The organism is Mycolicibacterium sp. CBM1 (assembly GCF_054073305.1).
The window spans coordinates 97,037-112,357 of the sequence record NZ_JBSXPP010000014.1 but is presented as its reverse complement, the minus strand read 5'-3'; the positions used below and the strand labels follow the sequence as shown (position 1 = coordinate 112,357).

Below are 15,321 nucleotides of genomic sequence, written 5' to 3'. Positions count from 1 at the left end.
TCAACCACGGACCGGGCAATGCCCGGTCCGTGGTGATGGAAAGCCGCCGGTGCGGCGGCCTCAGCCGTTGATGACCTGCGGCACCGCGACCGCTTTGAGGCCCTCGATACCGAACTCGAGTCCGTATCCGGACTTCTTCACGCCGCCAAAGGGAAGCATCGGATGCAACCCGCCGTGGGAGTTGATCCACACCGTTCCGGCCTCCAGCCGGAGCGCCACCGCACGTGCGGCGTCCCGGTCGCTGCTCCACACCGACGCGCCGAGGCCGACATCGAGGCCATTGGCCATCGCAATCGCCTCGTCGAGGTCTGTGTAGCGCACGATGGGCAGGGCCGGCCCGAACTGTTCCTCGGCGACCAGGGGGTTGTCGTTGTCAATATCAGCGACCAGCGTCGTGGGATAGAAGTTGCCGACCGCGGTGTGGTCGGGATCGCCGCCGAGCAGGATCGTGGCGCCGGCTGCACGCGCAGCCGTGACCAGCCGCGCCACGGTATCGTACTGGCGTCGATTCTGCAGCGGCCCAAGCACATTCTGCTCATCGAGCCCGTGCCCCATCGGCATGTTCTGGGCAACTGCGACAAGGGCAGCGCAGACCGCCTCATAGACATCGGTGTGGACGTAAAGACGCTTGAGGGCGGCGCAGGTCTGCCCGGTGTTGATGAATGCCGCCCAGAACAGCTCCATCGCAATGGCGTTCGGATCGACGTCGGGCAGCACGATCGCCGGATCGTTGCCGCCGAGTTCGAGGGTGAGCCGCTTGACGGTGTCGGCCGAACTCCTGATGATGGCCTGCCCGGTCGCGGTGGAGCCGGTGAACAGCAACTTGCCGACGTCGGGATGACTCGACAGCCGAGCGCCCAACGTGCCGTCACCGACCACGACGTGCAAGACATCTTCTGGCAGTGCGGAATTGATGACCGCAGCGAGGGCGAGCACGCTCAGTGGGGTGTTCTCCGACGGCTTGACGACCACGGTGTTGCCCATTCGCAGCGCCGCGGAGATCTGCCAGGTGGTGATCATCATCGGCCAGTTCCACGGGCTGATCGCGCCGACCACCCCTACTGGTCGATACCGCAGTTCGGCGTGGCTGTGCTCGTCGTCGAGCAGGGTCTCCACCGGTACCTCGGTAGCGGCGGTCGCGCGCAGCCACGCCGCGCACCCGGCCACCTCGACGCGGGCATTGGGTCCGTTGAGCGGCTTGCCCTGTTCCCGGGATAGCAGTTCGGCCAGGGGCTGGGCGGCCGCGTCAACGGCGTCAGCGGCCTTGCTCAGCAGAGCTCGGCGCACCTCGTCGCCACGCGCGGCCCAGGCCGGCTGCGCTGCGCGGGCCCGCTGAATTGCCGAGTCGAGCTCGGCGACGCTGCGGAAGCGGACCCGACCGACAACTTCGTCGGTTGCCGGATCGTGGATTTCGCGGCCGTCGGCATCGGTGATGCCGGCCAGCAGGCTCGCATAGGTGATGGTCATCATCTGTCCTCACTGATCGGATGAATTGCCCCGGGGTCAGCCCCGGGATTGTGGGCGCCGCCGATCAGTCGAAGACGATGACGCCGCGGATGTTCTTGCCGGCGTGCATGTCGTCGTAGGCTTCGGCGACCTGGTCCAGCGTGTATTCGGCGGTGATGAGTTCGTCGAGCTTGAGCCGCCCGCCTTGGTACATGCGCGCGAGGTTGACGATGTCGCGGCGCGGGTTGGCTTCGCCGAACAGCGAGCCTTGCAGCCGCTTCTGCATCAGCGTCAGGTCGCCGAGGTAGATGGGTGCGCCGGGCTTGGTGATATCGCCGAGGCCGGTGAGCACGACAGTCCCGGCCTTGCGAATGGAAGCCAACGCCTGGGCCACGTGGTCGCCGTTGACTACACCGATAGTGACGATGGTGGCATCGGCGCCCTGGCCGTTGGTCACCGAACGCGCGTAGTCGGCGGCCGCTTCGATGGAGGTGTAGAAGTGCGTGGCGCCGAACTCTTTGGCTTTATCCAATTTCGCCGCAACGGGATCGACGGCGATGATGGTGGATGCTCCGGCGTGTGCGGCACCCTGCAGCGCGTTGGCTCCGATGCCGCCGATTCCCATGACGATCACGGTGTCGCCCGGCCGGATCCGCGCCGAGTTGACCGCCGAACCCCAGCCGGTCGGCACTCCGCAACTGAGCAGTGCGGCGGACTTCAACGGGATGGACTTGTCGATCTTGACCACCGAGGCGGTCGATACCGTGGTGTATTCGCTGAAGGTCGACACCCCACACTGCTGGCCGACCGGAGTCCCGTCGAGGTGCATGCGGAAACTGGTGGGATCCTCGGCGCGGGCGCCGCTGAGCACGGAGGCGCCGAGCTGGCACAGGTTCGATCTGCCCTCGGCACAGAATTCGCATCGGCCGCAGGCAGGCAGGAACGAGAAGACGACGTGGTCGCCGATGTCGAAGCCGCTCGTGTGCGGTCCGACCGCGGTGATCACGCCGGCACCCTCATGACCACCGGCGAATGGGTAGACGAACGCCGGAACGTCGCCGGTGGCCTGATGGTCGTCGGAATGGCACAGCCCGGCGGCGACGAGCTTGACGGTGACTTCGTTCTGGCGTGGGTCGTCGAGTTCGACGGTGACTGTCTCGTAGCGTCCGGGCACTGTTTTCAGCACCGCGGTGCGGGTGGTGATTGGCATGAGGGAGTAAACCTTTCGACTGATTCGGAGGTAGGCGAGTGCGTAGTGGCACCAATTGCGTCGGCGCGGCCGACGCGCTAGGAGCGAAGCCGCAGTAGCGCAGCGGTCTCCTCGACAGTGGCCGGCACGCGGTCGAGATCGTTGGCCAGGTTCACCGCCCGGCTGACCAGCGGCGCGTTACCGTTCGACAGTGCGCCGGCTCGAAGGTGCAATGTGTCCTCCAGCCCTGCGCGGGCGTTGCCCCCATTGGCCAGGCCGATCGCGGTTAGCTGCAGATTGGTTCGCCCCACCGCAACCACCTGCCAGATGCACCCCTCGGGCATGCGATCGATCATCAGCATCAGGTTCTGCGGTGTCGCGGTCATTCCGCCGGAAACACCCAGCACGATGCTGAACTGCAGGGGGTCTTCGAGCAGCCCCTCGTCGCGCAGCTGGAGGCAGAACTCCAGGTGCCCGGTGTCGTAGATCTCGAGTTCGGGTTTGACCCCGAGGTCTTTCATCCGCGCGGCCAAGGCGCGTACGCCCTGCGGCGGATTGTCGAAGATGATGGGTCCGAAGGTCATGGCGCAGGGATTCAGCGTGGCCATCTTCGGTTGTAGTTCCACCAATGCCGCGCGCTCTTCGAAGCTCACGCCGTAGCCGACGCCGGTCGAAATCTGGATCAGGATCGGACAGCGCTCCTCGATGAGTTCGATGGTGCGCCGCGCCACCCGCAGGTCGGCGGTGGGACGCTGCTGTTCATCGCGGAAATGGAGGTGTGCAACCGCCGCCCCGAGCTGATAAGCCTCGTGGACCTGTTCGGCGATCTGTTCCGGGGTCACCGGCAGGTGCGGGTTGTCCTTGGTGGTGGCGACCGGCCCCGTGGTCGCGACGGTGATCACTGCGCTTGTCATGAAACTCCGCTTTCTCTAGCCGATATCGATGGGGTGGGTGGTGTGCACGACGGAGTTGGTGAGCCGACCGAGCCCGTCGATCTCGATGTCGATCTGCGGTGTGCTTCGGGACAGGTCGATGTTGTGATGGGCGCGGGGGTAGCGTTCCGTGCCCTTGGCGGCCGTCCCGCACAAGATGACGTCGCCGGGATTGAGCGTGAAGTATCGCGACGCCCACGACACGATGTGGGCAACCGGATAGGAGTAGCTCGCGGTGCTGTCCTCGGTGAACAGGACCCCGTCGGCCCACCCTCGGACGGTGAGGTTGTCCGGGTCGGCGATCTCGTCGCGCGTGGTGAGGAACGGCCCGAGCGGCCCGAACGTGTCGGCTCCTTTGGAGCGTGCGTGATAGGTGAGGTAGACGGAGTTGTCATCGTCGCCGCGGGGCCTGCGCCAGCTGAAATAGTCCTCGTAGCCACGGGTCTGGCGCATTTCCGGGGTGATGTCGGCGGCGATGGAGTCGCCCAGTTTCAGGCCCTGCGAGGTCACATCGTTGACGATGGTGTATCCGGCTACCTGGTCCAGGGCGGCCGCTTCGCTGACGTGCCGGGTCCGGTTGCCGATGACGACGGCCAGTTCCAATTCGGGGAAGGTGAAGCCGTAGTCATCGGCGATCTCGATCGGCTGCCGATGCCCGATCAGCGTGTTGTGTGGTTTGACGAAGAACATCGGTCCGGCCGGCGGCACATGGGCGGTGTTGTTGAGTCGCTCGTTGTTCATGGCGACGCCGAGGATTTTGCTCGGCTCGGGTAGCAGCGGTCGCCACGTGAGGTCATCGACCGGCAGGGTGGGCAGCGACTCCAGGGCGGGTAGCGCCCGGCGGATGGTGTCGAGTTCTGCGGGGCCGCGGGCGAGCAGGTCACGCAAGGACGCTGGGGCAGAACCGAGTTTCGCGTGGTCGTAGAGCTGGCGCAGCAGCACTACCGCACCCTGGTCTTCGGTTGCGATCACGACCTCGTCGCGACCTTCGTGGTCGATGGTTCCCAGTTTCATTCGAACTCCTTGTTAGGTGGGGGTTTTGGTACGTCGTAGGACGATCAGCGATGCGACTCGGTCTCGCCCAGAGACGAGCTTGGGCCGGAGGAGTGGATTTCTCGGTGCCCCCAGGACCATCCGACGCGGGCGTAGCGGTCGCGTTCCCAGGTGTCGTCGTCGACGATCACCGATCCCCAGCCGATCTCGAACTCGAAGGCGTCGGTCACGCTGGCGTACAACGAGATGACCCCGTCGGTCGGATGTCGCCCGAGGTCGCGCAGGATCGGAAAGTCGGCATCCAGGAGTCGGTCGCGGATGGAGCCGAGCGCATCGAGTTCGTCCACTTCGACCGACAGGTGCATCAACCGCGAGTGGCCGGAGGGCAGTTCGAAGAAGGCCACGCTGTGATGGCGGGGGTTGCATCGGAGAAAGCCGACCCGGCCCCCGCCCACATCGGCGATCTCGGTCAAGCGCATCCCTAGCCCGATGCTGTAAAAGTCCAGTGTGTCGCGGAAATTCGCCACCGCGAGGGTGAGGTGACCCGTACCGAGCTCGCCGATCGTGAACGTCACCCCCTGCGGGGAATGGAACTGGGACCGGATGGCGCTACCCGCTCCCCAGTAGAGCTCGCACGGGTTGCCGTCCGGATCGCGGAATTGCGCGAGTTCCGCGACGCCGCGCGATGACGCCACGTCCGGAGCGACGGTGACGTCCACACCCAGACTTGTCAGTTGGCCTACGACACCGGAGAACTCCGCGGGACCCGCTGTCTCCCAGCCGGCGTACGCCAGGCCGTCGCGGTCGGCGGGGTGCACATAGATCCGGGCCGGACGATCGCTGTCCAGTCGCCAGCCCAGCACGCCGTCGGCGAGGGAGGTCAGCTGAGCTCCGAGGAGGGTTCCGAACTGGTGCCATGTCGACGGATCGGTGGCATTGAGGCCGACATATCCCAACTGCGTGATGCGGTGCTGCATGAAACGTGCTCCTGTGCGGTCGAGGGTGGGGAATGGCGTGCGGCAGGTGGTGGCACCGCGGCGAACGGTTCTCAGCGGTGCAGGATGCGTCTCATCGCGGTCTCGAGTCGGGCTGCCGCATTGCTTCCGGTGACCGAGCGCCAGGCGACATGTCGATCGGGGCGCACCAGCACCGCTCCGTCATGACCGACCTGCCTGGAGTCGGCCCATTCGAAGTAGGGATCGAGAATTGCCCCGCCACCGATCTCGTGGACGGCGATGTCCACGCCGAGGACGTCGCTCACCTGTCGGGCGGCGTCACGCCAGTGCTGGCAGTAGAGGCCGACTAGCAGGGAAAACTGGAGGCCGTCGACCAGGTCCAGTGACGATATGGGGACCCGGTCACGTTCCAACCGGGCATGGGGGAGTCGCGCCCCCGGCCGCGTCGTGCGTTCGTAGTGCAGAACTGGGTCCCGGTCGGTGCACGGCTCCGAGGCGGCGTCGTCGACCAACGCGCCTGTTCGGTACTGGTAGCCGACTTCGAGTCCGAGCGCGTTGAATCGGTAATCCGTCTGGTCGAGAGCCGCGCGCAGGGCGGCTCGGCGTTCGTCGCCTTCCGGCGTCGGTTCGTTGAGGACCTGCAGAGCACGCCAGCCCTGCTCCTCGGTCAGATCCGGCGTCAGACCGACAGCGTCGCGGAAGGCGGCCGCGTCATACAGGCTGGTGATCGCCCGCTCGACGCCCGCAGCGCCAACGGGCTGGCGCTCGGTGCTGTAGGTGTCGAGAAGCGCTGCGCCGGCCTTTCCTTGGTGGACGAGGGCGAGCTTCCAAGCGAGGTTGAATCCGTCGGCCACCGACATGTTGAGTCCCAGCCCGTTTGTCGGTGGGTGACGGTGCACCGCGTCGCCGGCGCTGTAGGCGCCGTCGCGGCCGTAGCTCGGCGCCACCTGCGCATTCACTTGCCAGCCAGCGATATTGAGGATCTCCACCTCGCCGACGGGTTCGCCGACGGCACGCTCGATGTAGTCGATGGCCTGCCGGTCGGACATCGCGGTGAGATCCTCGCGTGCCGGGTCGTACATGCGAACCAGCACGAACTCGGTGAACGGCTTCATGCAGATGAACGTCCCGAGTCCCCAGGGAGCCGCGGGATCAGGGTGGATGTTCCACATCAGGACGCCGGGCCGGTGCGCGAAATGTCGGGAGAGATCAGCGCGAAACCAGATGTTGGCGGCGTGAAACAGGCCGGACTTACCTTCGACGTCGAGTCCGACGAGATTGAGAACTTTCGCCTTGGCGCCGTCGGCGCCGACCACGAAGTCGGATTGAATCTGATAGAGCGTGTCGTCGCTTCTGTCCCTGACCGTGCTGAGCCAGCCGTCGCCGCTTCGTTCCATCGTCACGAACTCGTGGCCGAAGTGAACTTCTGAGCCGCGGGCACGTACCGCATCGATCAGGACCGGCTCGAAGCTGGTCTGCGGACAGTTCAGCGGTGTGCACGGACTGGCCGCCTTGTACTGCGCGTATTGGGTCCACTCGGTGCCCCAGCATTCGCGCCGAGCGACTTCCGGCTGCGTCAGCGTCGTGTACCACACGCTGTGCCGCATCGACTCGTGCGACGACGATGCTGCCGTCAACTGCTCCTCGATACCGAGGTGGCGCATGATCTCGACGGTCCGCTGGTTGACGATGTGGGCGCGAGGGGTGTGGGCCGGGCCGGGGTGGCGCTCGATCAATCGGTGCTCCACGCCGTAGCTAGCCAAGGCAAGTGCCGTGGTCAAACCAGCCGGACCGGCCCCGACGATGGTGATCGGGGTACGAAGTGTCTTCACGTGCTGGGCCACCTTCGATCTACGTATGTCGAAAACTGATGTGGGACAAGACTGTTCCGCGCAGGAACACGTGGTCGCCGCCGGTCGAGCGACCAGCACCGATCCATTGACAGGTTGACGCCGGTCGCTGTGCTGGCCGTGCCGCCAGACTATGAGGCGTCTAACTGTTAATCAACTAATAGCAGATAAGTGACTCGGGCCACAAGAGGGTGTGCCTGTGTCGCGTTGGTCGAGCGCGGGTCCATACTGATGCCGTGCCAACGTTCGGGCAGAGCTTCCAACCTGAGGTCGCCCGGTTGCTCTCACAACGACATGCCGCAGAGGACCTCACCTCGACATCCATCGTGTGGCATCTGATCCGAATAGTCCGGATCATGGAGACCGCACTGGAATTCGATGTGCACCGTCCCCACGGCTGGACGTGGCCCGGCTTCCGCATCATGGCCAACCTCTACGTGGCCGGCCCGATGGAGCCGGCCCAGCTGGCCGAGATTCTGCAGGTGTCGCGGCCTTCGGTGACGACGACCCTGACTCGTCTCGAGCGCGACGGATATGTCGTCCGGTCGCCGCATCCGACGAGCAAGTCGCGGTTGTTGATCGACTTGACCGCCCTGGGCAGGGAAGCTGTCGAGAACATCGCCGGGCCGCATCACGAGGAAGAGGTGCGACTGGTCGCGGCCCTTTCCGAGGAGGAGCGAGAACAGCTCAGTGCCCTGGTGCAGAAGCTGTATTCGTCGCTGGATCCGAGGCGTTGAAGGCGACGGCTCGTTCTAGCTGCCGCCAGAGGTCCTGTGCGACCGCGACACGGCGCTCGTCAAGCCGGGCGGGGCATCGTGAACAGCGCGTCGGGTCCGATCTCGAAGTAATTGGCGGGACCGCCGCTACGTAGGATGGGGCGTGGCCCAGCGGTGTCGTAGACGCCGTCGACGAGGTGATCGTGGTCGATGTGCACGCCGACCACCTCGCCCAACACGAGCCAGGTATCCAGCGCCTCGCCGTCGGCAGAGTTGAGCCGGATAAGTTGTGCCAGAAGACATTCGAAGTTGACCGGGCTCTCCGAAACCATCGGCGAACTGACGACAGTCGCCGGGATCGGTGTGAGCCCGCTGCTGCTGAACTCATCCTGGTCGGCGGGCAGGCTCGCGGCGGAGTGATTCATGTGCTGTGCGAGATCGCGGGTCGCCAGATTCCAAACGAAGTCGCCGGTGGCCGCGATGTTGGCGACGGTGTCCTTCCACCCTATCGACGAGAATCCGATGATCGGCGGATGGTAGTTGAAGCCGTTGAAGAAGCTGTAGGGAGCCAGATTTCGCACACCGCTGCCGTCGTGGCTGGAAATCCAGCCGATCGGGCGCGGTCCGATGATGGCGTTGAACGGATCGTGCGGGAGCCCGGTGCCCTCGGCCGGTCGATAGAAGTGAGCGTCGCTGCGGGCCATTTCTACTCCTGCTAGGTGCGGTGCGGTGCGGTCGAAATGAAGACTGCGGTGCGCAGTCCTACCGTACCGAGTTCGCGGATAGCCCTTAGGTCGCCAGGTAGCTGCCGGCGAGGCGCGCGGGTCCGGTGGTAGCTTCCGCCGTGACGGCATGCTCGAACAGGAAGCCCTGTCCCAGTTCGCAGCCCCACTCCGCCAGCAGGTCGCACTGTTCCTGTGACTCGACCCCCTCGGCGATGACCGCCAGCCCCAGGCTGGCGCCCAGGCTCAAGACCGCCTTGGTGATCGCCGCGCACCGCAAGTCGGCGGGCAGACCCCCGATGAACTGTTTGTCGATCTTGAGGATGTCGACTTGCAGTTCGAGGATCTTCGCCAGGTCACTGAAGCCGGTGCCGACATCGTCGATCGCGATGCGGACACCGATCTGGCGCAGCCGCTCCAAGTCTGCTTTGGCCGAGTGCACCGCCCCTTCGACATGTGTCTCGGTGAGCTCGAGGACAAGGCGGTCAGGGCTCAGGCCTGTCTTGTCGAGCGCCTCGAGGACGGCGGCGTGGAACCGGCCCGCCTCCAACTGCCGGCCGGAGACGTTGACGTGCACCGCCGAGGATGCCATCGGCCCCGTCCACTGCGCAGCCGACCGGCACGCCGCGGAGAGGACGTACCGCCCTATCTCGGGCATCTGCGGCGACGTCTCGGCGAGGGGCAGGAATTCGTCCGGGGTCAACAACCCCCACTGCGGATGTTCCCAGCGCAGAAGCGCTTCGGCAGCGACGACGTCAGCGGTGCGCAGGTCCACGATCGTCTGGAAGTGCAGAACGAATTCGCTGCGCTCGACCGCCCGATCCAGCTCGCGGCGCATCCGCGCCGCACGCAGCACCACGGCCTCCTGTGACGGCTCGCCGACTAGGACCCTGTCCTTGCCGCTCCGCTTGGCGTGGTACATCAGCCGGTCCGCCCGCTGAAGCAGCGTGTCCGCTGTGCTGCCCGCCTGCGCGATGACCGCGCCGGCGCTCACCGACAGCTCGTCGTAAATGCCTCCGACGGTCAGGCGGACCGGGCGGCGAAGCTCAGCCTGGATGCGTTCGGCGACTGTCCGCAGCTGATCGAGGTCGGATACCGCGGGGCAGAGCACGGCGAACTCGTCACCACCCAGTCGTGCCGCAGTGTCACCGGGGCGAACCGAGGCTTGGATCCGGCCGGCCACCACCTTGAGCGTTTCGTCGCCCTGCGCGTGACCCCAGGTGTCGTTGACGGCCTTGAACCCGTCGAGATCGAGGAAGATCAGTCCCACCGAGACCGAACTCTCGCGCTCCGCGGCCGCCAGCGCATGCTCAATGCGGTCCATGAACAGTGCGCGGTTAGCCAGTCCCGTCAACAGATCGTGCAGGGCCAGATACTGAAGGTCGGCCTCCGCGCGTTTTCGGCCGGTGATGTCCTCGACCAGGCATATTCCGTACGGGCTCGACCCTGCGGGCGCCACGGCGCAGGCGGAGACCGCGCCCCATACCGTGGCACCGTCGGCGCGCCGGAAGGCGGTCTCCGCTTCCCACGGTTGGCCTGCCTCCAGGGTCAGCAGACAGTCCAACGTTGCTGTGCGGGTGTCTGATTCGTGCTTGCCCAGGTCTGTCACCCGCATCCCGAGCAGCTCTTCGGCGGGGCGGCCGAGGACGTCTGCCATGGCTTGGTTGCAGCGCGTGATGTATCCCGAGCGGTGCGGTGTCATCTCGTACATGAACATGCCCATCGGGGCGGTATCGAAGGCCAGCCGGAATCGCTCCTCGCTTTCCGCCAGCGCTTCCTCGGCGGCCTTCTCTTCGGTGATGTCTCGGAATGCCGTGACGCTGAACAGGGACCGGCGCACCAGCGGTGTCGTCGCCAGCTCGATGACGCGCGAGTTGTCGGCGGTTATCACGACCTCACGGGGTGCGCCGCCGGGGGAAACCGTTCGCTTGTCGGCACTTTCACCCCGTGCCACGGACGCGACGTAACTCGCGAGCCCGGAATCGGTCGCCCGAGCATTTTGCAGGATGACCTCGCCGGTCGGGTCCACGACGAGCACGCCGTCGTGGATGCTGTCGAGTACGGCGCCCAGCAGCTCGGAGTTCCGGTCGGCCTGGTCCCGCGCCATCTCGAGCTCCGAGATCAGCCGCACCCGGAAGTCGCGATACAGCGACAGAGTCAGCACGACGAGCGTCAGGCTGCAGACCAGCGCTTGCGCCAACAACGCGCGGACCTGAATATCGGGGACGATCAGAACACCCCTGTTCGACATGGTGGCGAAGACGATCCAGCTACCCGCCACCGCGAGGAACAGGGTGTTGACTGTCGTGCTGTAGCGAAGCGCCAACCACATCGCGAGCACCAGGATCAGGAACGCCAACGGCAGGCTGCTGTTCAGCCAGAACATCCACGCGAAGACGAAGACGACACCGGCGCCGACGATCACGGCCTTGACAACCTCCGCCGCGGAGGGGCGGGCCGGCCGCCAATCGACGTCTCGGATGCGCAACCACAGCGAGACACCGAGGAGCGCAGACGCGCCATTGCGTACGGCCAACAGCGCGAAGGTCTCCCACGCGTCCGCCTTCTCGACCGGCACGAGCAAAGCCGTCGCCAGCGCGGCCGCCACCAGTACCCCGGCGGCCACCGCGCCGATCAGGCGCGTCAGATCGGCGGGGTCGCGCAGGGCGACGTCGTCGTGCCGATGCGTCAGCACCGCGACGGTCACGACGGCGAGGGTGACGTTGACGATGGCGAACCACGCGCCCAGCAGCAGCGGAGCGCCGGTGACGATGTTCATGGCGAAGGTCATCGCGCCAAGCATCACGGTGTTCGCCGTGCGTTCCCATGGCCCGGATCGGCGGATGGTCAGCAACCAGATGATGGCCACCGCAGCCGAGGGCCACACCAGGGCGACTTCGCCGCCGGCCAACCGGGTGTCACGCCCGACCAACATCGCCAGGGCGTAGGCCAGTGAAAACGCGCACAGCATTGCGCAGGAGCGCAGAACTCGGGCCATCGCGCCCCCTTGGGCTAGACGCGTCGATACCAGCATGCAGACAGTACCGAGTCTTCGGAGATGAACGACAAACAGACGGTGGGACCGATACCGATCGTGTGGGCGGTGCGCAGACCTGCCGGGCACCGCCGGCCGCGAACTTCTCTGCGTCAACGACATCCGGCCCCGTGCCTTCCGGCGGGGCCGGAGGGCGGATCGCCGACGGGCGCGCCGCGTCGATGCCGTCGCGTCGCGTACATGGCCCGGTCGGCCTGGTCGAGGACGGCGTCAATGGATCGCCCGTCGTCCGGGCGGTGGGCGGCGCACCCGATCTCGAATCTGACCGCGACCTCGATACCGTTGCCGAGCGTGACGGGCCTGCTTGCCAGATGAACTTTGATCTCGCCGGCCAGGCGGGCCAGCTCCGAGTCGTCGACCGCGTGGGTGATGACCAGGAATTCATCGCCTCCCCAGCGGGCGACCAGGCCTTCGTCTCCGACGACCGTGAGCAGGCGGTTGGTGACCTCGATCAGCAGCTGATCACCGGCGCGGTGGCCGTGCTGGTCATTGACGGATTTGAATCGCGCGATATCGCAGAACAGAATCCCGTAGCCCAGGCCGCTGCTCTGGAGTTCTTCTAGGCGGTTCCAGCCGGCGGACCGGTTGGCGATCCCGGTGAGGGGGTCGGTGGCAGCCTGGTGGACCAGATCCGCCTCGCGGATGCGATCGGCGGTGACGTCGACGATCTGCGAGACGAAGTAGTGGGGCTGATCGCGTGCGTGCACGCTGACCACGGTGAGGGCACCCCACACAACGCTCCTGTCCGCGGCGATGTAGCGCTTGGCGATCCGGTAGGAGCGCCGCCTCCCCTCCAGACATTCGGTCAGCAGGGCGAGGTCCGTTTCCAAGTCGTCGGGATGGGTGATCTCCTGAAATGTGCGGTCGGCCAGTTCTTGCTTGGTGTATCCGAGCATGGCCCGCAGGGCTCGATTGGTGCGTAGAAACGACCCGTCCAGACCGACGACCGCCATGCCGATGGGGCTATGCGTGAAAGCCAGTTCGAACGGCCGGTCTCCCGTGAGACCGACGGCTGCGGAGAACCGATCGGGCGGCGCCGCTGTGACATCGGCGGGCGTAAACCCGTGAACCAGAGGAGCCGGACGGCTGAGAAAGTACCCCTGAGCGGCTCTGATGCCAACGGCGCCGATGGCGTCGAGTTCGCCCTGGTTCTCGACCCCCTCAGCAATCACGGTCGCACCTATCTGTCCGGCGAGCTCGGCGACGGCGTGCGCGAGTCGACGCCTGGCTTCGTCGACGTCGATGTGGCGGGTGATGGACCGGTCTATCTTGACGAATTCGGGACTCAGCTCCAGGACGTGGGAGAACGAGGAGAAGCCGGCGCCCACGTCGTCGACCGCCACCCGGACGCCTTTCGCCCGATGGGGTGCCAGAGCAGCATCGAGTGCGCCGTAATCCAGGACAGCGTCGTGCTCGGTGAGTTCCAGCACGATTCGTGACGGGTCGACGTTGGCGAGCAGCTCGGCCCACGGCACCGCGAGCGCTGACTTCGGGGAGACGTTCACCGCCACGAACACGTTCCGTGGCAACTGCGGCACCAGGGCGATGGCACGCTCCAGGATTGCCGTCTCCAGTTCGACGCCCAAGCCCATCAGTGCTGCCTGCGCCAGGAAGGCATCCGGTCGGAATGGGGTCCGCGGGAAGCGCACCAGCGCTTCGACGCCCACGATCGCGCCGGATGCGACATCATGTACCGACTGGAAGACGATCTCGAAATCGTTCTGGCTCAGAATGTCCCGGACATCGGTCCGTCGGGCCGCCGCGGTATCCGGACTGTGTTCGTCGCGTTCGATCAGTGCGCCGACGAGCTCGGCGATCTGGGCGATGAAACGTGAGTCGGTATCCCCGAGGTACGGCCGGGGCTCGCGGCTGGCGGTACACACCATCCCCATCGTCACACCGGCGCGGCTAAGGACCGGCACCACACGGGGAGCGCAGGAGGCCAGTCCGACGACTGCGGCGTCACCGTCGAGCGCCGTCACGTCGTCGGATGCCACCGACAGCCAGGCGGCGTCCGCACCAAGGCGGCGGCGCAGAATGCCCAGCAGCGGACGAACCAGCTCGATAGGTATGTCCTGCTCGGCTTTTGGAAGATGCTTGCCGACCCCCCCGGAACGCATGGGCACAAGTAGACCGCAGCGCCACCGAACCCGCAGAAAATTGACGGCTACGTCACATGTGGACCCGCACTCCATCGGCGGCCCGGTGGAATGGCGGCGCGTACCGCTCTCAGTGGAAGCGGACGTTGAGTGTCGCCAGTCCGAAGATCTTCCGGCCATCCGACTTGGCGGCGACGAGCACGACACCGCTGCGGGTTTCGGGATTCAACGACTTGATCTTGCCGCTGAACTCGATGTCGGCGCCCTCCTTGGCCGACACGATGGCCGGCTGGGAGAGCCGCACCGCGTAACGGGTCACCGCCCCCGGGTCGCCCGACCATGCCGAGACGTAACCCGATCCCAACCCCATGGTGAGCATGCCGTGGGCGATCACGTCGGGCAGTCCGGCGAGCTTGGCGATGTCCTCGTCCCAGTGGATCGGGTTGGCGTCACCGGCCACTCCGGCGTAGTTGACCAGGTCTCCGCGAGACAGCCGGGTGTGGTGCACCGGCAGTTCGTCGCCGACGGTGAGGTCGTCGAAGGACGGTGTGCCCGGGGTGCGGGTGAGGGTTCCGTCGGCGACGCGGACCTCGCCTGCGGGACGAACCGCTTTCTCGTAGGGCGCCTCTCCAACGCCCATGATGTCGACGTCGTGCATCATCGCCTTCTGCACGGCCACCTTGACTTCGGGGTTGATGTCGTCAGAGGTGATACCGACGACGGTGGTGTGCAGGGTGTGTACCCGCTCGCCGGCCGCGTCGGTGAAAGTGTTGGTGACGGTGATGAAGTCCCGGCCGGCGGTCCGGCGTACCTCGGTCAGTTCGACGTCGATGTGCAGCTCGTCGCCCGCGACGATCGGGCGGTGCTGCTCGAAGACCTCTTCGGTCTGCAGGTAGGTGTCATAGCCGACCACCACCGACTCGAACATCTCCCGGTTGCAGGTCATGCCCGGGGTGGAGGTGAACGTCAGCGGTGCGACGACGTCGGAGTAGCCCAGCTTCGCGGCCGCGCCGACGTCCCAGTGCGCAGGGTGGTAGTCCTGCACGGCACGTGCATACTCGCGTAGCTTCTCCCGGCCCACCAGATACGTGCCGTCCATCTGGTAGTAGTGACCAACCCGGGCCTCGAGTGGTGAGGTGTCTGCTGCTGCGGTCATGAATGCGCCAACTTTTCTGTCGGCGCGTTCTCGGTAGGGTTCTCAGGAGGCTTAGTGTGGCCGACCGATTCACACTAACGTGCGGAGACCGTCGCACCACACGCCGAGCCGGGCTACCGCGCTGCGGTTGCGGCCATGCTTCACCTGCCTGACCGGCATCGACGCTGTTCGGGAACAATCTCAGAAGGATGCCTCGGGATCGAGGAG

At 65.9% G+C, this 15,321-nt stretch carries 11 protein-coding genes; 1 reads left to right on the top strand and 10 read right to left on the bottom strand.

The features are described 5' to 3' along the window. Window positions 1–60: 60 nt before the first annotated feature. From ACXDF8_RS18755 to ACXDF8_RS18730, 6 genes are all read right to left on the bottom strand, one after another. Entirely contained in the window at window positions 61–1,467 is a 1,407-nt protein-coding gene (locus ACXDF8_RS18755; RefSeq protein WP_457224785.1) for an aldehyde dehydrogenase family protein, read from the bottom strand. 64 nt (window positions 1,468–1,531) lie between these two features. Beyond that, entirely contained in the window at window positions 1,532–2,656 is a 1,125-nt protein-coding gene (locus ACXDF8_RS18750; RefSeq protein WP_457224784.1) for an NDMA-dependent alcohol dehydrogenase, read from the bottom strand. Window positions 2,657–2,733: 77 nt separating this feature from the next. After that, complete coding sequence (locus ACXDF8_RS18745) at window positions 2,734–3,549, bottom strand: beta-keto acid cleavage family enzyme (protein ID WP_457224783.1); 816 nt, start codon at window positions 3,547–3,549, stop codon at window positions 2,734–2,736. A gap of 15 nt (window positions 3,550–3,564) precedes the next feature. Further along, entirely contained in the window at window positions 3,565–4,581 is a 1,017-nt protein-coding gene (locus ACXDF8_RS18740; protein WP_457224782.1) for a fumarylacetoacetate hydrolase family protein, read from the bottom strand. Between the two features lie 44 nt (window positions 4,582–4,625). Continuing rightward, the gene (locus ACXDF8_RS18735) at window positions 4,626–5,537 is read right to left on the bottom strand and encodes a VOC family protein (RefSeq protein WP_457224781.1); all 912 of its coding nucleotides are present in this window, start codon (window positions 5,535–5,537) and stop codon (window positions 4,626–4,628) included. A gap of 71 nt (window positions 5,538–5,608) precedes the next feature. Next, window positions 5,609–7,348, bottom strand: a complete 1,740-nt coding sequence (locus ACXDF8_RS18730) for an FAD-dependent monooxygenase (RefSeq protein ID WP_457224780.1) — start codon at window positions 7,346–7,348, stop codon at window positions 5,609–5,611. Window positions 7,349–7,602: 254 nt separating this feature from the next. Here ACXDF8_RS18730 and ACXDF8_RS18725 point away from each other — a divergent pair, with 254 nt between their 5' ends. Next, window positions 7,603–8,103 carry a MarR family winged helix-turn-helix transcriptional regulator gene (locus ACXDF8_RS18725; protein WP_457224779.1) on the top strand — a complete coding sequence of 167 codons (501 nt, stop codon included), beginning with the start codon at window positions 7,603–7,605 and terminating at the stop codon, window positions 8,101–8,103. 59 nt (window positions 8,104–8,162) lie between these two features. Here ACXDF8_RS18725 and ACXDF8_RS18720 read toward each other — a convergent pair whose 3' ends face one another. From ACXDF8_RS18720 to ACXDF8_RS18705, 4 genes are all read right to left on the bottom strand, one after another. Beyond that, window positions 8,163–8,786, bottom strand: coding sequence for a flavin reductase family protein (locus ACXDF8_RS18720; RefSeq protein ID WP_457224778.1), 624 nt, complete (start codon window positions 8,784–8,786; stop codon window positions 8,163–8,165). 85 nt (window positions 8,787–8,871) lie between these two features. Further along, window positions 8,872–11,802 (bottom strand): putative bifunctional diguanylate cyclase/phosphodiesterase, encoded by a 2,931-nt coding sequence (locus ACXDF8_RS18715; protein WP_457224777.1) that lies wholly within the window; start codon window positions 11,800–11,802, stop codon window positions 8,872–8,874. Between the two features lie 149 nt (window positions 11,803–11,951). Beyond that, the gene (locus ACXDF8_RS18710) at window positions 11,952–13,979 is read right to left on the bottom strand and encodes an EAL domain-containing protein (protein WP_457224776.1); all 2,028 of its coding nucleotides are present in this window, start codon (window positions 13,977–13,979) and stop codon (window positions 11,952–11,954) included. A 109-nt stretch (window positions 13,980–14,088) separates the two neighbouring features. Further along, window positions 14,089–15,114 (bottom strand): fused (3R)-hydroxyacyl-ACP dehydratase subunits HadA/HadB, encoded by a 1,026-nt coding sequence (locus tag ACXDF8_RS18705; protein ID WP_457224775.1) that lies wholly within the window; start codon window positions 15,112–15,114, stop codon window positions 14,089–14,091. Window positions 15,115–15,321: the final 207 nt, after the last annotated feature.